General features: G+C 71.2%; 14 protein-coding genes. 11 read left to right on the top strand and 3 right to left on the bottom strand.

The window, feature by feature from the left end; all coding sequences use genetic code 11:
- Positions 1–604: 604 nt before the first annotated feature.
- Positions 605–4,042, bottom strand: a complete 3,438-nt coding sequence (locus QQZ14_RS06480; RefSeq protein WP_284533407.1) for a M36 family metallopeptidase — start codon at positions 4,040–4,042, stop codon at positions 605–607.
- A gap of 128 nt (positions 4,043–4,170) precedes the next feature.
- Here QQZ14_RS06480 and glgP point away from each other — a divergent pair, with 128 nt between their 5' ends.
- Positions 4,171–6,756, top strand: a complete 2,586-nt coding sequence (gene glgP, locus QQZ14_RS06475) for an alpha-glucan family phosphorylase (RefSeq protein ID WP_284533406.1) — start codon at positions 4,171–4,173, stop codon at positions 6,754–6,756.
- 28 nt (positions 6,757–6,784) lie between these two features.
- Here glgP and glgX read toward each other — a convergent pair whose 3' ends face one another.
- Entirely contained in the window at positions 6,785–8,899 is a 2,115-nt protein-coding gene (glgX, locus tag QQZ14_RS06470) for a glycogen debranching protein GlgX (RefSeq protein WP_284533497.1), read from the bottom strand.
- A gap of 112 nt (positions 8,900–9,011) precedes the next feature.
- Between glgX and QQZ14_RS06465 the strand changes: the two genes are divergently transcribed.
- From QQZ14_RS06465 to QQZ14_RS06440, 6 genes are all read left to right on the top strand, one after another.
- Entirely contained in the window at positions 9,012–9,791 is a 780-nt protein-coding gene (locus tag QQZ14_RS06465; RefSeq protein ID WP_284533405.1) for an enoyl-CoA hydratase/isomerase family protein, read from the top strand.
- A 7-nt stretch (positions 9,792–9,798) separates the two neighbouring features.
- Positions 9,799–10,131 carry a hypothetical protein gene (locus QQZ14_RS06460; RefSeq protein ID WP_284533404.1) on the top strand — a complete coding sequence of 111 codons (333 nt, stop codon included), beginning with the start codon at positions 9,799–9,801 and terminating at the stop codon, positions 10,129–10,131.
- 166 nt (positions 10,132–10,297) lie between these two features.
- Complete coding sequence (locus tag QQZ14_RS06455; protein ID WP_284533403.1) at positions 10,298–11,077, top strand: electron transfer flavoprotein subunit beta/FixA family protein; 780 nt, start codon at positions 10,298–10,300, stop codon at positions 11,075–11,077.
- A gap of 11 nt (positions 11,078–11,088) precedes the next feature.
- Complete coding sequence (locus QQZ14_RS06450) at positions 11,089–12,042, top strand: electron transfer flavoprotein subunit alpha/FixB family protein (protein WP_284533402.1); 954 nt, start codon at positions 11,089–11,091, stop codon at positions 12,040–12,042.
- A gap of 112 nt (positions 12,043–12,154) precedes the next feature.
- Positions 12,155–13,519 carry a TrkH family potassium uptake protein gene (locus QQZ14_RS06445; RefSeq protein ID WP_284533401.1) on the top strand — a complete coding sequence of 455 codons (1,365 nt, stop codon included), beginning with the start codon at positions 12,155–12,157 and terminating at the stop codon, positions 13,517–13,519.
- Positions 13,512–14,174: a potassium channel family protein gene (locus QQZ14_RS06440; protein WP_284533400.1), complete on the top strand. Its 663-nt coding sequence runs from the start codon at positions 13,512–13,514 to the stop codon at positions 14,172–14,174. Before QQZ14_RS06445 ends, QQZ14_RS06440 begins: the two co-directional genes overlap by 8 nt.
- A 17-nt stretch (positions 14,175–14,191) precedes the next feature.
- Here QQZ14_RS06440 and QQZ14_RS06435 read toward each other — a convergent pair whose 3' ends face one another.
- The gene (locus QQZ14_RS06435) at positions 14,192–15,688 is read right to left on the bottom strand and encodes a lysyl oxidase family protein (protein WP_284533399.1); all 1,497 of its coding nucleotides are present in this window, start codon (positions 15,686–15,688) and stop codon (positions 14,192–14,194) included.
- A 134-nt stretch (positions 15,689–15,822) separates the two neighbouring features.
- On the opposite strand from QQZ14_RS06435, the gene QQZ14_RS06430 reads away from it, so the two are divergent.
- The 4 genes from QQZ14_RS06430 to rsfS are packed head-to-tail and all read left to right on the top strand — an operon-like array spanning position 15,823 to position 18,358.
- Complete coding sequence (locus QQZ14_RS06430) at positions 15,823–17,100, top strand: glutamate-5-semialdehyde dehydrogenase (RefSeq protein ID WP_284533398.1); 1,278 nt, start codon at positions 15,823–15,825, stop codon at positions 17,098–17,100.
- Between the two features lie 48 nt (positions 17,101–17,148).
- On the top strand, positions 17,149–17,301 hold the full coding sequence (locus QQZ14_RS06425; protein ID WP_284533397.1) for a hypothetical protein: 153 nt from the start codon (positions 17,149–17,151) through the stop codon (positions 17,299–17,301).
- A gap of 11 nt (positions 17,302–17,312) precedes the next feature.
- Positions 17,313–17,978, top strand: a complete 666-nt coding sequence (nadD, locus tag QQZ14_RS06420) for a nicotinate-nucleotide adenylyltransferase (RefSeq protein ID WP_284533396.1) — start codon at positions 17,313–17,315, stop codon at positions 17,976–17,978.
- Positions 17,975–18,358, top strand: a complete 384-nt coding sequence (gene rsfS / locus QQZ14_RS06415) for a ribosome silencing factor (RefSeq protein WP_284533395.1) — start codon at positions 17,975–17,977, stop codon at positions 18,356–18,358. Before nadD ends, rsfS begins: the two co-directional genes overlap by 4 nt.
- The last annotated feature ends 1 nt before the right edge of the window (position 18,359 follow it).

Below are 18,359 nucleotides of genomic sequence, written 5' to 3'. Positions count from 1 at the left end.
ACCCCGCTGGGGTCGTGGAAAACGCGGGTGGTTTCGAGGCTCGCTGCGCTCGCACCTCAACCACCGCCAGGCCTCGACCGGTGGTTGAGGTGCGAAGGCGCGCTAGCGCCAGGCCTCGACCGGTGGTGGAGGTGCGAAGGCGCGCTGGCGCCAGGCCTCGACCGGTGGTGGAGGTGCGAAGGCGCGCTGGCGCCAGGCCTCGACCGGTGGTTGAGGTGCGAAGGCGCGCCAGCGCCAGGCCTCGACCGGTGGTTGAGGTGCGAAGGCGCGCCAGCGCCAGGCCTCGACCGGTGGTTGAGGTGCGAAGGCGCGCTAGCGCCTGAGCCTCGAAACCACCGGAAAGCAACGCAGGGCGGTGACCGGGGTCACCGCCCTGCCTTGGGTCACTGGGCTTCGACGCGCTCGCGCGACTTCGTTCCTCAGTCGCGTCGCTTGCTCAACCTTCGCTCACGACGCGCCGTGCTCCTGCGTCGCACGCCGCTGCTCGCTTGCTCAACCTTCGCTCACGACGCGCCGTGCTCCTGCGTCGCACGCCGCTGCTCGCTTGCTCAACCTTCGCTCACGACGCGCCGTGCTCCTGCGTCGCACGCCGCTGCTCGCTCGCTCAGTACACCTGCAGCTCGGCGGCGTGCACGATCGTGCCGCGGTCGGACCCGGCCTTGCAGTCGGTGTCGTTGATCGGGTCGTTGTCCTGCTCCCCGGCGTACCCGGCGAAGCCGGTGCACTGGTTCTCGAGCACCACGAGCCGGATCGCGGCCGCCTTGGTCGCGGGGACCTTGAACGTGCGCAGCGTCAGGTTCGGGGCGACCGGGCGGGGGCGCACGGCCGGGAACGCGTTGGCGGGGGAGGTGTAGAAGCGCTTCCAGACCGCCTTGGCGGTGCCGCAGCCGCTGACGCACGCCTCGAGCGCGAACTGCCGCAGCGCGGTGAACCGCGAGCCCGAGTCGGGGTCGGGGTCGGCCGCGAACGGCAGCTCGTTCGGGTCGGCCGGCGCCGGGTTGAGCATCGCGCTCACCTGGACCCGGCGCACCGTGTGGACGCCGCCGGCGAGGTCGACCGCGACGTACGGGCGGGACTCGTCGACGTTCGTGGCGGACACCCCGCCCCACGCGGTCCGCTCGGTGCCGTCGAGCAGGGCCGACGCGTTCAGCGACCCGTCGCTCGCGCCGAGCAGTCGGGCGCCGTTCCTCTTCGCCGCCAGGTTCTGCGGGGCCCGGACGGTGACCTGCTGCGTGCCGGCCTTCACCGTCATCGTGAACCGCTTGAAGCCACCGGCCTGGGAGACGAAGAGCATCTCGTAGCGACCGGGGACGAACCGGGCGGTGTTCTTGAGCCCGCCGGCCGCGGTGGTGTCGGCGACCGGGGTGGCCCGGGCCTCGTAGTGCCCGACGTAGAACCTGCCGGAGCGGTTGCTGCGGAACGTCACGCGCCCGTTCGTGGACTTCGGCGACGCGAAGCTCGGGGCGGTGTCGCCGGAGTCGGCGTTCGGCACCGAGGCGCCCTCGCCCATGCCACGCCTGGCGAACGCGTCCCACATCACCTTCAGGTCCTTGCCGCCGAAGCGCATCCGGTCGGCCGCGAGCATCGCGTCGCGGGCGTCCAGCATCGAGGTCGCACCCTGCTGCAACAGGAAGGAGTCGAAGACCAACTGGATCCAGCGGCGGTTGCCGGGGCAGTGGCTGGCCGGCAGCCGGCTGCCGGTCGCGGTCGCCTGCGCACAGCGCAGCTGGAGAGCCTTGTTGGTGTACGGGAACTGCTTGTTCCACTTGTTCACCAGAGCCTGGCGGACCTCCCACTGGGTGCCGTTCCAGATCTCGCCGTCCGCGTGCACCTCGTTGCCGGTGCTGTCGAACCCGTAGTCGGAGTAGTTGAGCGGGTTCTTGTTGATCGCGTAGTCGCGGATCGCGACCGACTCGTTGCCGGTGGCGTAGACCCCGACCGCCCACGGGTTGCCGCCGTTGGCGTAGCCGTGGCTGAACATGTACTCACCGGCCGTCAGGTCGCTCCAGGACTCGCCCATCGCGCCGCCCTGCTCGGAGGTGAGGCCCTCGTCGGGGCCGGCGACCATGCGGTTGCTGATCGCGTGGGTGTACTCGTGGCCGACGATGCCCATGTCCAGGCCGCCGTCGACGCAAGGGGAGTAGAACGCGCCGGCGATCGGCTGGAAGAGGTACTGGTTGGTGATGCCAGGAACGCCGTCCTGGAGCGTGATCTGGTTGGCGTTGTCGCGGCCGAGGTACGACGGCTGCCCGCCGGTCAACGCGCCGGCCTGGGCATTGCCGACCTCCTGGTCACCGGGGACGCCGCCGCGGCCGAGGTTGTCGAGCTGCATGTTGTAGTTGTCCTCGGTGAAGCCCAGATAGTACGAGTAGTCGTGCATCCGGTTGTGCGCGACGAACAGGTTGGTCACGGTCGCGTCGATGTCGTTGCCACCGGGGGTCAGCTGGGTCGGGTCGCAGCCGGAGTTGTTCCACGCGTCGGTGAACTCGGTGGTGTACTCGCGGGTGGGCGAGATCGGCGCCTGCGCCGTACCGCCCGGGGTCAGGGGGCTGACCCAGGCCTCGTGGGTGTTGGCGTTGTTGCCGACGGTGGTCATCGAGCCGACTCCGGTCGAGGCCACCGAGTCCCAGGGACCCGGTGCGGCGACGTTGCGGAACGGCCCGGTCGGTGAGGTGCAGCCCTCGCCGGCCACCCAGCAGCCGATCACCGAGTTCTTCGGGGTCGTGGTCGTGGAGTAGTCCAGCGAGGGGTTCGCGGTGAAGTACCGCCACTTCGGGGAGAACCCCACGTCGCCGGTCGACGGGCCGGCCGTGTCGCTGGTGGTCACGCTCGCGACGTAGTTGCCCGGGGGCAGGAACGGCACGGTCGGGTCGGCGAAGGGGCAGACCCGCATCGTGTAGACCCCGACAGGGATCGCGTCGGCGGAGTACGTCGCGGTCTCGGGGCTGGTGCCCAGGTCGCCGGTGACGAGGAGCTGGCCGGCCGGGTCGAAGATCTTGATCTCGATGTCGTTGAGCGTGTTGGCCGCCGCGGCGACCGCGACGATCTGCTTGGTCTTGGCGTCGGCCAGCTCGAACTCGTGCTTCGGGCCGCACTCGGTCGCGGTGACCTCCCCCTGGAACTGGAACGCGTCGCTGCTGTTCTCGGCCTGGTTCTGCCGGTGCAGGACGGCGCCGGTGACGCCGTCGACCATCACGGTGTAGGCGAACGCGGAGCCCTTCTGGACGTCGAGCACGTTGGTCTCGAACACCGGGCGCACCGAGCCATCGGCCAGCGCGAGGGCACGCAGCCGGACCAGCTGGTCCTGGGGATAGCCGGGCACGGACAGGTGCGTCCATCCGTCGGCGACCCGCGAGGTGATCTTGTCGAGGACGCCGCCCGCGAGCGTGCGGCCGATGTTGGCGGCGGCCTTGGTCCAGGCCTGGACCGGGCTCAGCGTCGCGGTCGGCGCGGCGCCCGTGGCCTTGACGATGGAGGAGGAGACGTAGGCGATCTCGCCGTTGGCGACACCGACGGTCACCATGCTCGCCAGCGCCGGGTCCAGGTCGCCGAAGCGCTGGCGGAGCAGCACGGCGTGCGCGTCGCTCTGCGCGAGGCGCTGGTCGTTGACGAGCTCGAGGTCCGCGACCGCGGCCCGGGTCATCCCGAACACCGCGGCGTGGTCGCTGAGCCAGGCCCGGGCGGCGGTCTCAGGGTCGCTCGAGGTGGCCCGGGCCAGCACCCCGTCGGCGGGCAGGATCGAGGCCGGCGTACCGAACTGGTTCCAGCGCAGGTCGACCGCACCGAGCCGCGCCGCGGCGGAGCGCTGCGCGGCGGAGGGCAGCACGCTGCCCCGCGCGTCGAGGTCGCTGAGGCCGGCGACCGGGTCGCCCAGGCTGCCCAGCGGGTGGGTGGCGTCGTCGCCGGTGGGGGCGGTGGCGCGGGCCGTCGTGGGGCTCGCGGCGAGGGCGGGCAGCTGCGCGAGCCCGGGGACCAGGGTGGCGGTCAGGAGGGCCAGCGAGGCGGTGCGGTACCGACCGCGGCGCAGGGGTGAGCGGGTCATGCTCCGGTCAACGCCGGACGGGAGGGTTCGTTATGTGGACGGCGTTCTCGCGGACAGTGACGAGGACCGCACGACAACGTTCTCGCCATTCTTTGATCGTTCCAACCTCGAGGCTGTACCGTCGCCGGGTGCGTGCGATCCGTCGATTCACCGTCCGTCCCGTCCTGCCCTCGGCCCTCACCCCGTTGGGTGACCTGGCCGGCAACCTGAGGTGGTCCTGGGACCCGGCGTCCCAGGACGTCTTCGAGTCCGTCGACCCGGTCCTGTGGGAGTCCACCGGCCGCGACCCGGTCAGGCTGCTGGGTGCCGTCGGCCGGCGCCGGCTGGAGGAGCTGGCGACCGACCAGGACTTCCTGGCGCGACTGGGCGCCGCACGCGCGGACCTCGAGCGGTACCTCACCGGCGACCGGTGGTACCAGCGCCGGCTCGCCAGCGGCGAGCAGGGCCCGAAGGCGATCGGCTACTTCTCTCCCGAGTTCGGCATCACCTCGGTGTTGCCGCAGTACTCCGGCGGCCTGGGCATCCTCGCCGGCGACCACCTCAAGGCGGCCAGCGACCTCGGCGTGCCGATCATCGGCGTCGGCCTGCTCTACCGGCACGGCTACTTCAAGCAGTCGCTGTCCCGGGAGGGCTGGCAGCAGGAGGCCTACCCGGTCCTCGACCCCGACGGCCTGCCGATCTCGCTGCTGCGCGAGGAGAACGGTGACCGCGCGATGATCAGCGTCGCGCTGCCCGACGGCCCCGAGCTGCTGGCCCGCATCTGGGTGGCCAGCGTCGGCCGGGTGCCGCTGCTGATGCTCGACACCGACGTCGAGGGCAACCCCGACCACTACCGCGACGTGACCGACCGTCTGTACGGCGGCAACAGCGAGCACCGGCTGCGCCAGGAGCTGCTGCTCGGCGTCGGCGGCGTACGCGCGCTGCGGGCCTTCTCCCGCATCACCGGCCACCCCGCCCCCGAGGTCTTCCACACCAACGAGGGCCACGCCGGCTTCCTCGGCCTGGAGCGGATCCGCGAGCTCACCGTCGCCGAGGGCGGCCCCAAGCTCGACCTCGACACAGCGCTCGAGGTCAGCCGCGCCTCGACCGTGTTCACCACCCACACCCCGGTGCCCGCGGGCATCGACCGCTTCCCACTCACGCTCGTCGAGCAGTACTTCAGCGACGGCGGCCCGACGCCCGGCGTCCCGGTCGAGCGCATCCTCGCGCTCGGCACCGAGGACTACGAGGGCGGCGACCCGGCGGTCTTCAACATGGCGGTGATGGGCTTCCGGCTCGCGCAGCGCGCCAACGGCGTCTCCGAGCTGCACGGCCACGTCAGCCGCGGGATGTTCAGCGGGCTGTGGCCGGCCTTCGACGAGGCCGAGGTGCCGATCGGGTCGATCACCAACGGCGTGCACGCGCCGAGCTGGGTGGCCCGCGAGGTCATCGAGCTCGCGATCGCCCAGGGCGCCGACCCCGAGTCCGACGACACGACCGGGTTCTGGGCCGCGGCCGACAAGGTCCCCGGCACCGAGATCTGGGCGGTCAAGCGCATGCTGCGCGAGCGCCTCGTCGTCGACGCCCGCAAGCGGCTGCGCCGCTCATGGGAGAAGCGCGGCGCGGCGAAGGCCGAGCTCAGCTGGATCGACAACGTGCTGGACCCCGACGTCCTGACGATCGGGTTCGCCCGGCGCGCGGCGTCGTACAAGCGCCTCACGCTGATGATGCGCGACCCGGAGCGGCTCAAGGCGCTGCTGCTGCACCCCGAGCGCCCGATCCAGCTGGTGATCGCGGGCAAGGCGCACCCGGCCGACGACGGCGGCAAGAAGCTGATCCAGGACATCGTCAAGCTCTCCGACGACCCCGAGATCCGCCACCGGATCGTGTTCCTGCCGAACTACGACATCGCCATGGCCAAGCCGCTCTACCCCGGCTGCGACGTCTGGCTGAACAACCCGCTGCGCCCCTACGAGGCGTGCGGCACCTCCGGCATGAAGGCCGCGCTCAACGGCGGCCTGAACCTCTCGGTGCTCGACGGCTGGTGGGACGAGTGGTACGACGGCAACAACGGCTGGGCGATCCCGACCGCCGACGGCGTCGAGGACACCGACCACCGTGACGACCTCGAGGCCGCGGCGCTCTACGACCTCATCGAGAACGACGTCGCCCCGCGCTTCTACGACGTGGACGGCGAGGGCGTGCCGACCCGCTGGCTCGAGATGACCCGGCACACGCTGAAGTCGCTCGGCCCGAAGGTCCTCGCGACCCGGATGGTCCGCGACTACATGCGCCAGCTCTACGCGCCCGCCAGCGTCACGGCGCACCGCCTCAACTCCGACTACCACGGCGCGGCGGAGCTCGCGGCCTGGAAGAAGAAGGTCAAGGCCGGCTGGCCCGACGTCCGCGTGGACCACGTCGAGAGCAGCGGCGTCAGCGACGCCCCCGAGGTCGGCGACCAGATGAGTGTGCGGGCCTTCGTCGCCCTCGGCTCGCTCACGCCCGACGACGTCGACGTGCAGCTGCTGCACGGCAACACCAACGGCGAGGACGTCCTGGTCGACACCGTCATCGACTCGCTGCACGTCGTGGAGTCCTACGAGGGCGGCCGGCACCGGTTCGACGGCGACGTGGTCCTCGACCACTCCGGCGCCTTCGGTTACACCGTCCGGATCGTCCCGCGCAACAACGTGCTCGCCTCCCCGGCCGAGCTCGGCCTGGTCGCCCTCCCGTGACGTAACGTGTGGAAGTCCCGACTCAACGTCAGGTCTCGCGGAACACCACCACCGTGCGGCGGCCGATGGAGAGCCGGTCCCCGGCCTTGACCGGGGTGCCGACCGGGAGCTTGAAGTCGGTGGAGAGGACCACCTCGCCGGCTTGCACCCAGTCGTTCTCGGGGAGCGTCACCCGCTGGGGGAGCCAGTCGGAGTTGAACCACAGCACGAACGTCTTGTCGACCTGCTGCTCGCCGCGGGGGCCGGGGGAGCGCAGCGGTGCTCCCGACACGAACATCCCGACCGCGCGCAGCGTCGGGTCGTGCCAGTCGTCGCCGGTCATCTCGCGGCCCGACGGGTGCAGCCAGGCCAGGTCCTTCGGTCCGCCGCGGATCGTCGGGCGGCCCTCGAACCAGTGCCGCTGGCGCAGCGCCGGGTGCTCGCGGCGCAGCCGCAGCGCGGTCTTGGTGATCTCGTAGACGTCGAGCCACGCGTCGTCGGGGCGCCAGTCGATCCACGAGGTCTCGTTGTCCTGGGCGTAGGCGTTGTTGTTGCCGCGCTGGGTGCGGCCGCGCTCGTCTCCCGCGGTGATCATCGGCACGCCGTTCGAGAGGCAGAGCGTCGCCATCATGTTCGCGACCTGCCGCCGCCGCACGGCCAGCAGCGCGGGGTCGTGGCTCTCGCCCTCCAGGCCGTGGTTCCACGACCGGTTGTTGTCGGTGCCGTCGCGGTTGTCCTCGCCGTTCGCCTCGTTGCGCTTGTGCTCGTAGGTCACCAGGTCGCGCATCGTGAAGCCGTCGTGGGCGGTGACGAAGTTGATCGAGGCGTACGGCGAGCGCCCGTCGTCGAGGTAGAGGTCGGACGACCCCGCCAGGCGGGTGGCGACGCCGCGGATGCTCGAGGTGTGGTTGCGCCAGAAGTCGCGGATCTCGTCGCGGTACTGGTCGTTCCACTCCACCCACGGGGGCGGGAACTCGCCGACCCGGTAGCCGTCCATCGACGCGTCCCACGGCTCGGCGACCAGCTTGACGTGCCGCAGCACCGGGTCCTGGCCGATCGCGGTGAGCAGGTGGCACCCCATGTCGATGCGGTGGTGCACCCGGGTCAGCGCGGACATCAGGTCGAAGCGGAAGCCGTCGACGTGCATCTCGGTCACCCAGTAGCGCAGCGAGTCGAGGATCAGCCGCAGGGCGTACGGGTTGGAGGCGTCGACGGTGTTGCCGCAGCCGGTGACGTCCCAGTAGGTGTCGTCGAAGGGCTCGCCGGGGTGGTCGCTGCCGTTGCGGCAGTAGAAGCCGCGGTCGTCGAGGCCGCGGAAGGACAGCGTCGGCCCGATGGTGCCGGCCTCGGCGGTGTGGTTGTAGACGACGTCGAGGATCACCTCGAGGCCGGCGGCGTGGAAGGCCTTCACCATCGCCTTGAACTCGGTGATCTGCTGGCCGCGGTCGCCGGCGGACGAGTACGCGTTGTGCGGGGCGAAGAACCCGATCGAGTTGTAGCCCCAGTAGTTCACCAGCCCCCGCTCGAGCAGCGCGGTCTCGGACACGAACTGGTGGATGGGCAGCAGCTCGACCGCGGTGATGCCGAGGTCCTTGAGGTAGTCGACGACCGCCGGCGTCGCGAGCCCGGCGTACGTGCCGCGCAGCTCCTCGGGCACCCGGTCGTGCAGCTTGGTCATGCCCTTGACGTGCATCTCGTAGATCGCCGAGTCGCGCCAGCGGTGCCGCGGCGGCGCGTCGTCGCCCCAGTCGAAGCCGTCGTCGGCGACCACGACCCCCATCGGGACGTACGGCGCGGAGTCGGCGTCGCTGCGCCGGGTCGGGTCGTCCTGGTCGTAGCCGTAGATCGCGGGGTCGAGGGTCAGCCCGCCGGAGATCGCCCGGGCGAACGGGTCGAGCAGCAGCTTGTTGGGGTTGAACCGGAGTCCCTGGGCCGGATCCCACGGTCCGGCGATCCGGTAGCCGTAGCGGGTGCCGGGCGCCACGCCCGGGATCGCGCCGTGCCAGATGCCGAGCTCCTGCTCGGTCAGCCGGTGCCGCTGCTCGCCACCCTCGTCGTCGAACAGGCACACCCACGCCGCGGTCGCGCGCGGGGCGTGGACCGCGAAGTTCGTCGCCTCGGGGGACCAGGTCGATCCCATCGGGTGGTTGCTCCCCGGCCACACCGGTGCCCGCTCACCACGGTTGCGCCAGAGTCCAGGGGTCACCGCGCCATTGTTCCTGACGGTGCACAATGCCGGGGGTCTGTTCACGAAGAAGAGAGGCGGGTTCGAGGACATGGGTGAGTTCGTGCGGCTGGAGGTGGCCGACGGTGTCGGCACGATTCGGCTCGATCGGCCGAAGATGAACGCCCTCAACGTGCAGGTGCAGGAGGAGATCCGCGCCGCGGCGACCGAGGCCGCCGAGCGCGACGACGTGAAGGCCGTGATCGTGTACGGCGGCGAGCGGGTGTTCGCGGCGGGCGCGGACATCAAGGAGATGGCCGACATGTCCTACACCGACATGGTCAAGCGCTCGGGACCGCTCCAGTCCGCGCTGACGGCGGTGGCCCGGATCCCGAAGCCGGTCGTCGCCGCGATCACCGGCTACGCGCTCGGCGGCGGCTGCGAGCTCGCGCTGTGCGCCGACGTCCGGTTCGCGGCCGACGACGCGGTGCTCGGCCAGCCCGAGGTGCTGCTCGGCATCATCCCCGGCGCCGGCGGCACCCAGCGGCTGACCCGCCTGGTCGGCCCGAGCAAGGCGAAGGACATCGTGTTCACCGGGCGCTTCGTCAAGGCCGACGAGGCGCTGGCCATCGGCCTGGTCGACCGGCTGTTCCCGGCGGCCTCGGTGTTCGACGAGGCGCTCGCCTGGGCGCGCCAGTTCGCCGGGGCGGCGTCGTACGCGTTGCGGGCGGCGAAGGAGAGCATCGACCGGGGGCTCGAGGTCGACCTCGAGACCGGCCTAGAGATCGAGCGGCAGCAGTTCGCCGCACTGTTCGCGACCGAGGACCGGACCATCGGTATGCGATCCTTCGTCGAGAACGGACCGGGCAAGGCACAGTTCGAGGGCAGGTGAGCGGCTCGTGGCGGAGCGCAAGGCGATGACGGCACGCCGGGGGACCGGCCTGCGAGTGCGGGCCGCCCAGGTCGTGTGGCTGCTCGCGGTGCTGTGCGCGCTGATCCTCGCGGTGGGTGCCCTCTGCATCGCCCTGGACGCCAACCGTGACAACGCGCTGGTCAAGCTCGTGCTCGACGCAGCGGACGTCGTCGACGTCGAGGTGTTCTCCCGGGGCAACGGCATCTTCAAGTTCGAGGGCGGCGACGCGGAGACCAAGAACGCGCTGGCCAACTGGGGGCTCGGCGCGATCGCCTACCTGGTCGTCGGGCGGGTCCTGGAGCGGGTGGTCCGGCCCTGACCGGACGCCGATCGCCCCTCGTGGGGCCGCGATCGTGACAGTGCTGCTGTGACATAGCCAACCCTGGGACGAGTTTCGACCGTCGTTACGCGGCGGTAGCCTCACCACCACATCCGAGACACAGGAGGGGCCGAACCGGCCACACACCATGAACATTGTCGTCTGTGTGAAGTACGTGCCCGATGCCACTGCCGACCGGCAGTTCGAGTCGGACAAGACCGTGGACCGTGTCGGCGTCGACGGGCTCCTCTCGGAGCTCGACGAGTACGCCGTCGAGCAGGCCCTGCAGCTGAAGGAGAAGGCGGGCGATGACACCTTGGTGACCGCGCTCTGCGTGGGTCCCGAGAAGGCCGTCGACGCGGTGCGCAAGGCGCTGCAGATGGGCGCCGACGAGGGCGTCCACGTGGTCGACGACGCGATCGCCGGGTCCGACGCCGCCGCCACCTCACTGGTGCTGGCGAAGGCCATCGAGAAGGCCGGCGCCGAGACCAAGGTCGACCTGGTCGTCTGCGGCATGGCGTCGACCGACGGCGTGATGAGCGTGATCCCAGCGATGCTCGCCGAGCGGCTGGACCTGCCGCAGGTCACGCTGGCCTCGGTCATCGAGACCCAGGGTGACCAGGTCCGAGTGAAGCGCGACGGGGACACCGCGACCGAGGTGATCGGCGCCACGATGCCGCTGGTCCTCTCGGTCACCGACCAGTCGGGCGAGGCCCGCTACCCGTCGTTCAAGGGCATCATGGCCGCGAAGAAGAAGCCGCTGGAGACCTGGTCGCTCAGCGACCTCGGGGTCGACGCCGGCCAGGTCGGCCTGTCGGTGGCGTGGACCGAGGTCCAGGAGACCACGGCCCGCCCGCCGCGCACCGCCGGCGAGATCGTCAAGGACGAGGACGGCTCGGGCGCCACGGCGCTGGCCGAGTTCCTCGCGTCCAAGAAGTTCATCTGAGGAGCTGACCGATGTCTGAAGTTCTCGTTCTCATCGACCACGTCGACGGCGCCGTTCGCAAGCCGACGTACGAGCTCCTGACCATCGCCAAGCGGCTCGGCGAGCCGTCGGCGGTCTTCATCGGCAGCTCGGCGCAGGGCGCCGAGGTGGCGGAGAAGGTCAAGCAGTACGGCGCCGAGAAGGTCTACGTCGTCGACGACGCGCAGATCAAGGGCTACCTGGTGGCCCCGAAGGCCGAGGCGCTGCAGCAGCTGGCGGAGAAGACCTCGCCGGCCGCGATCCTGATCCCCTCCACCTCGGAGGGCAAGGAGGTCGCCGGCCGCCTGGCGATCAAGCTCGAGTCGGGCCTGATCACCGACGCCGTGGACGTCCAGGGCGACGGCACCACCACCCAGTCGGTCTTCGCGGGCAACTACACCGTCCAGGCGAAGGTCACCAAGGGCACCCCGATCATCACGGTGAAGCCCAACTCCGCCGCACCGGAGGAGTCCGCGGGCGCCGGTACGGTCGAGGAGTTCGCCGCGACGATCTCCGACTCGGCGAAGAAGGCGCAGATCGTGGCCTCCCAGCCGCGCAAGGCGACCGGTCGCCCCGAGCTCACCGAGGCCGCGATCGTGGTCGCCGGTGGCCGCGGCACCGGTGGCAACTTCGAGTCGGTCGAGGGCCTGGCCGACGCGCTGGGCGGCGCCGTGGGCGCCTCCCGTGCCGCGGTCGACTCCGGCTGGATCCCGCACACCTTCCAGATCGGCCAGACCGGCAAGACGGTCTCGCCGCAGCTCTACGTCGCCACCGGCATCTCCGGCGCCATCCAGCACCGCGCCGGCATGCAGACCTCCAAGACGATCGTCGCGGTCAACAAGGACGAGGAGGCGCCGATCTTCGAGCTGGTCGACTTCGGCGTCGTGGGCGACCTGCACACGGTCCTCCCCGCCCTGACCGAGGAAGTCACCAAGCGCAAGGGCTGAGCCCTGACCACGTCGACCCGCCCGAGAGTCTCGGGCGGGTCGACGTCATCTGGGGCCGATGTCGCAGGGCCGCGCCGCCCGTCAGCGGACGCCGGTGGCGTAGCCTCGCCGGGTGCCGACCCCCCTCTCGCGCCGCGGCGTCGCTCGGCGGCCACTGCTGCGACACCCGGCCCAGGTGGTCGTGGTGGCGTTCGCAACCGGGATCCTCCTCGGCACCCTGCTCCTGATGCTGCCGGCGGCGCGCGAGGGAGCCGGCGGTGCGCCGTTCACCACGGCGCTGTTCACGTCGACGAGCGCCACGTGCGTCACCGGGCTCGTCGTCGTCGACACCCCGTCGTACTGGTCCCCGTTCGGCGAGGGGGTGATCCTCGCGCTGATCCAGGTGGGCGGCTTCGGGATCATGACCCTGGCCTCGCTGCTCGGCCTGCTCGTCTGGAGGAGGCTGGGCCTGCGCACGCGGATCACCGCCGCCGCGGAGACCAGGACGTCCGGTCTCGGGGAGGTGCGGACCGTGGTGCGCGGGGTGCTCACGATCAGTGTGCTGTTCGAGCTGGTCACGGCCACCGCGCTCACCCTGCGGTTCGCGCTCGGGTACGACGAGCCGTGGGGTCGAGCGGCGTACCTCGGCGGCTTCCACGCGGTCTCGGCGTTCAACAACGCCGGGTTCGCGCTCTGGTCGGACAGCCTGACCCGCTTCGCGAGCGACCCGTGGATCTGTCTGCCGGTGGCGTTCGCCGTCATCGCCGGCGGCCTGGGCTTCCCGGTCTGGCTGGAGCTGGGCCGGCTCGGGCGCCAACCCCGGGCGTGGAGCCTGCACACCAAGATGACGCTGACGGTCACCGCGGCACTGCTGCTGCTCGGGGCGGTGTTCGTGACCGCCAACGAGTGGACCAACCCCGACACCCTCGGCGCCCTCGACCCGCCCGGCCGGCTGCTGGCTGGCTTCTTCCACGCGGTGATGCCGCGCACCGCGGGCTTCAACAGCGTCGACTACGGCCAGATGCACGAGGGCACCCTGCTTGGCACCGAGATGATGATGTTCATCGGTGGCGGGTCTGCCGGCACCGCCGGCGGCATCAAGGTGACCACGTTCTTCCTGCTCTTCTTCGTGATCTGGGCCGAGGTCCGCGGCGAGCGCGACGTCGAGGTGTTCTCGCGCCGGATCAGCGACCGCGCGGTCCGACAGGCCCTCACGGTCGCCCTGCTCGCGCTCGGGGCGGTGGTGGCCTCGACCTGGCTGCTGCTGGAGCTCACCGAGCTCGCCACCCAGCAGGTGCTCTTCGAGGTGGTGTCGGCGTTCGCGACCGTGGGACTCTCCACGGGGATCACCGCTGCCCTGCCGACCAGCGCCCAGATGGTGCTGGTCGGGCTGATGTTCCTGGGCCGGCTCGGCCCGGTCACCCTGGTCTCGGCACTCGCCCTGCGCGAGCGCCAGGATCTGCACCGCCTCCCGGAAGGACGGCCGATCATTGGCTAAGAAGCTCAGCAACGGTGTCGTCGTGCTCGGTCTCGGGCGCTTCGGCACCTCATTGGCCCTCGAGCTCGCCGAGAGCGGGGTGGAGGTGCTCGGGATCGACGCCGACCCCCGGATCGTGCAGTCCCTGGCGGGCCGGCTCACCCACGTCGTGGAGGCCGACACCACCGACGAGGAGGCGATGCGCCAGCTCGCGGTCGGCGAGTTCGACGTCGCCGTCGTCGGTGTCGGCAACGACCTGGAGTCGAGCATCCTCTCGGCCTCGGTCGCGCTCGGGCTGGGAGTGCGCACGGTCTGGGCCAAGGCCATCAGCGAGGCGCACGCGCGGATCCTCAGCCAGATCGGGGTCCACCACGTGATCCGGCCCGAGCACGACATGGGCCGCCGGGTGGCCCACCTCGTGGGCGGCGGCATGATCGAGTACATCGAGTTCGACGAGGGATACGCCTTCGCGAAGACCTCGGTGCCGAAGGCCCTCCACGAGCGCAGCCTGGGCGGGTTCGGCGTGCGCAGCCAGTTCGGCGTGACCGTCGTGGGGGTGAAGCGCGCCGCCGGCGAGTTCGACTACGCCACCGCCCAGACGGTGCTGCGGGCCGGCGACGAGATCATCGTCGCCGGCCCGACCGTCAAGGTGGAGGCGTTCGCCCGGACCTCCTGAGAGGTCCGGGCCCGGGCTCAGCCCTGGCCGCCGTACCCCTCCTCCTCGATGATGCCGATCTGGGGGACCTTCACGGTGCGGTGACCGGGCCGGCCGCCGAGCACGATCCGGCGCAGCGCCTGGTTGTTGTCCGTCGCGGACTCGACCAGGTTGTTCTCGGGGTTCGCGGTCACGGCGATGTAGTAGGTCCCGTTCGGGAGGTTGCGGATGTCGAAGGACTGCCCGGCGCGGTACTGCGTGTAGGTGTCACCCCACCCGGCGGCGAGCACCTCGCGGATGGAGAGCGAGGAGTAGTCGCCGCACGACGTCGACAGGTCGGTGTTCTCGGGGTTCCAGTCCGCGTCCAGGACGGTGAGGTCGACCGCGTCGGTGTTGGCGAGGCAGAACGCCTCCTTCTTCGAGCGGGCGGTCTCCACCTTGTCGGCGTTCAGCAGCGAGTAGCGGGCGAAGTCCTCGAAGTGCCAGTGCTGGTGGGAGGGCTTGGCATCCCAGTGGAGGTGACCGACCGGCTGGTAGCCGGTCTGGTTGCCGGCGGCGTCGAAGAAGTACTGGTAGGCGTCCATCTCGTCCTCGCCGTCGCGGCGGAACCCGTCGACGACCAGGGGGCTGTTGCCGGCGTTCCAGACGGTCGCCGAGAAGCGCAGGTAGTTGGTGTTCTTGCTGAGGTTGATGCCCCAGGCCGGGAGCGAGCGCAGGTCCGGTGCCGGCCCACCCTCGTCGGCGCGGCCCCGCGGCCCGGTCGGACGGTGGGCGGCAGGAGCGTCCACCGGTCGGTCCGACTGGCGGCCGGCGGTCATCCGGCCCTCACCGCCGGAGTCCTCCTCGGCGGTGACGGTGAGCTGGACGGTGCGGGTGGACTCCGCAGGGGTCATCCCGAACGCGGCGGCGTACTTCGGCGCGATCGTCGCGACGACCGTGTACTTGCCCGGCGACAGCCGGAACGGGCGGCCCTGCGACAGGATCGGGCTCGCCCAGCCCTCCTGGATGCCCTGCACGGAGCCGAGGCTGTACGGGTTGTACCAGCAGCCCTGCGGGTAGCCCGAGCGTGCGGGCGCGTCCGGTCGGACCCGCTCGGACCACCCGTTGAGGCAGGCCTTGCGGACCAGGCCGAGCGCGGCGCCGCCCCGCTTCGGCGTGATCTTGAGCGAGAGGAAGCCGTCGAGGCCGGAGAAGCTGCTCATCGAGCCGGCGGGCAGTGCGACGTCGCCGCCGGCTCGGTGCCAGACGCTCTGGATCGGCTCGTCGTACGACGGACGGTGCGACCAGATCTCGAACGGCGCGCCCTCGGCGATCAGCCGCAGGCCGAGGTCGGTCCAGGTGCGCTGCTTGTACGCGAAGGCGGTGACGGCCTTGGGCGCCCACAGGGTGAGCGGTGCGGTCGTCTCGGCGGCCCGGTCGGAGCCCGGACGGTGGTCGGGAGCTGCGGCGGCGCTGGGCAGTGCGGCGGCCGCGGCCGGGACCGCGAGCGCCAGCGAGGCGAGGAGCGCGAGTGCGCGGGAGATCGAGCGGATCAAGGTGAGGGGTCCTTCCCCGAGGCAGCGGTCGCTGCGGTGAGCTGACGCAGCGTACGACGCGCCCTGGCCGGATTTGGTTGCCGAGCAGCAAGACGCGGCCCGCGTCCGGACCGGCTGGAACTACCCTCGAAGCCATGAGCACCGAGCACGACGCGGCCGCCGGTGCGGCTGCGGACCAGGTGGTCGCGGTCGCCGAGCGCGCCCGCGCCGCGAGCCACGGCCTGGCCCTGGCGACGCGCGCCGAGAAGGACCGCGCGCTGGAGGCGATGGCCGCGGCACTGCTGTCCCGTGAGCCGGAGGTCCTGGCCGCGAACGACGAGGACGTGGCCCGCGCCGAGGGCGGGGGGACGCCGCCCAACATCGTCGACCGGCTGCGGCTCACCCCGGACCGCGTCGCCGCGATGGCCCAGGGCCTGCGCGACGTCGCCGGGCTGCCCGACCCGGTGGGCGAGGTCGTGCGGGGCGGCACCCTGGCCAACGGCCTGGAGCTGCGGCAGGTGCGGGTGCCGTTCGGCGTCGTGGGGATGATCTACGAGGCCCGGCCCAACGTCACCGTGGACGCTGCCGGCATCTGCCTGAAGTCCGGCAACGCGGTGCTGCTGCGCGGCAGCTCGAGCGCCCGCTCCAGCAACGCCGCGATCGTCGCGGTGCTGCGCGACGCGGTCGCCGGAGCCGGCCTCGACCCCGACGTTGTGCAGCTGGTGCCGGGTGACTCGCACGACAGCGTGAAGGCGCTGATGCGGGCCCGCGGCCACGTGGACGTGCTGATCCCGCGCGGGGGAGCGGGCCTGATCCGCTCCGTGGTCGAGGAGTCCACCGTGCCGGTCATCGAGACCGGCGTCGGCAACTGCCACGTGTACGTCGACCGGGCCGCCGACCTCGACAAGGCGCTCGCGATCGTGCTCAACGCCAAGACCCACCGCACCAGCGTGTGCAACGCCGCCGAGTCGCTGCTGGTGCACGCCGACATCGCCGACGCGTTCGTGCCCCGGGTCGTCGAGGCGCTGCAGGACGCCGGGGTCACGGTGCACGGCGACGACCGGTTCCGGGCCGAGGCCGGTGTGGTCGCGGCCACCGACGAGGACTACGCGCAGGAGTACCTCTCCCTGGACATCTCCGCGGCCGTCGTACCCGACCTGGACGCCGCGGTCGCCCATATCCGCCGCTGGTCGAGCCAGCACACCGAGGCGATCGTGACCGAGGACCTGGCCGCGGCCCGGCGGTTCACGGCCGCGGTCGACTCGGCCGCCGTGCTGGTCAACGCCTCGACGCGCTTCACCGACGGAGGCGAGTTCGGCTTCGGCGCCGAGATCGGCATCAGTACGCAGAAGCTGCACGCCCGCGGCCCGATGGGACTGCCCGAGATGACGTCGACCAAGTACGTCGTCACCGGCGACGGCCACGTCCGGTGACGTGCCGCCGAGTGAGCGCACGGCGGAGTGCCCGGTAAGGTGTCCGCCATGCTGACCGCGTTCACCATCGCCCTCGCCGCCGAGGAGTCCGTCAACGAGGCTGTGCCGAACCACTGGCTGATCGGCGGCATCACGCTGGCCATCCTGCTGGTGCTGCTGGGAGCGCTGCTCGCCTTCGGTGCGGGACGCGAGCACAGCTGACCACCGAGCGCGTGACCGCCACCCCCCGCGCCGTCGGCAGGCGGGTCGGGGTCATGGGTGGCACCTTCGACCCGATCCACCACGGGCACCTCGTGGCAGCCTCCGAGGTGCAGGCCTGGTTCGACCTCGACGAGGTGCTGTTCGTGCCGACCGGCGACCCCTGGCAGAAGTCCCACCGGGGAGTGTCGGCGGCGGAGCACCGCTACCTGATGACGGTGATCGCGACCGCCGCGAACCCCCGGTTCACGGTCTCGCGCGTCGACATCGACCGGACCGGTCCGACGTACACGATCGACACGCTGCGCGACCTGCGCGCCCAGCTGCCCGACGCCGAGCTGTACTTCATCACGGGCGTCGACGCGTTGGCCGAGATCTTCACCTGGCGCGACGCCGACGAGCTGTTCGAGCTCGCCCGGTTCGTGGGCTGCACCCGGCCCGGGTACACCATGGACGAGGCGGCGCTCGCCACGATCCCGTCCGACCGGGTCACGATCGTGGAGATCCCGGCGCTGGCGATCTCGTCGACCGACTGCCGCAAGCGCAAGCAGCGCGGCGAGCCGGTCTGGTACCTGGTGCCCGACGGCGTCGTCCAGTACATCGCCAAGTACGACCTGTACCCGCCCGACCGACCCGAGCAGGACCATCCCGAGCAGGACCACCCCGAGGACATGCAGTGACCGCCACCGACCACGCCGTCGAGCTCATCAACGCCGCCGCCCGCGCGGCCTCCGACAAGCTCGCCCACCACATCATCGCGTTCGACGTCAGCGAGCAGCTGGCGATCACCGATGCGTTCCTGCTCGCCTCGGCCTCCAACGACCGTCAGGTCAAGTCGATCGTCGACGAGATCGAGGACAAGCTGCGCGAGATCGGGTCCAAGCCGATCCGCCGCGAGGGCGAGCGCGACGGGCGCTGGGTGCTCATCGACTACGGCGAGATCGTGGTGCACGTGCAGCACGACGAGGAGCGGGAGTTCTACTCCCTCGAGCGGCTGTGGCGCGACTGTCCCGCGATCCCGCTGCCGGCCGACGTGACCACCGCCGACCAGAGCCGCTGAG

This window comes from Nocardioides sp. T2.26MG-1 (assembly GCF_950101795.1).
Classification (GTDB): Bacteria; Actinomycetota; Actinomycetes; order Propionibacteriales; family Nocardioidaceae; genus Nocardioides.
Note: the sequence above shows the minus strand (reverse complement) of the source record. Positions and strands in the feature narration are given on the sequence as shown.

What these genes read in the sequence shown, in the direction of transcription:
- QQZ14_RS06465 (WP_284533405.1), top strand. Translation starts at nt 9,012, where the DNA reads ATGGGTGAGTTCGTGCGGCTGGAGGTGGCCGACGGTGTCGGCACGATT.
- QQZ14_RS06480 (WP_284533407.1), bottom strand. Translation starts at nt 4,042, where the DNA reads ATGACCCGCTCACCCCTGCGCCGCGGTCGGTACCGCACCGCCTCGCTG.
- QQZ14_RS06450 (WP_284533402.1), top strand. Translation starts at nt 11,089, where the DNA reads ATGTCTGAAGTTCTCGTTCTCATCGACCACGTCGACGGCGCCGTTCGC.
- QQZ14_RS06430 (WP_284533398.1), top strand. Translation starts at nt 15,823, where the DNA reads ATGAGCACCGAGCACGACGCGGCCGCCGGTGCGGCTGCGGACCAGGTG.
- QQZ14_RS06425 (WP_284533397.1), top strand. Translation starts at nt 17,149, where the DNA reads ATGCTGACCGCGTTCACCATCGCCCTCGCCGCCGAGGAGTCCGTCAAC.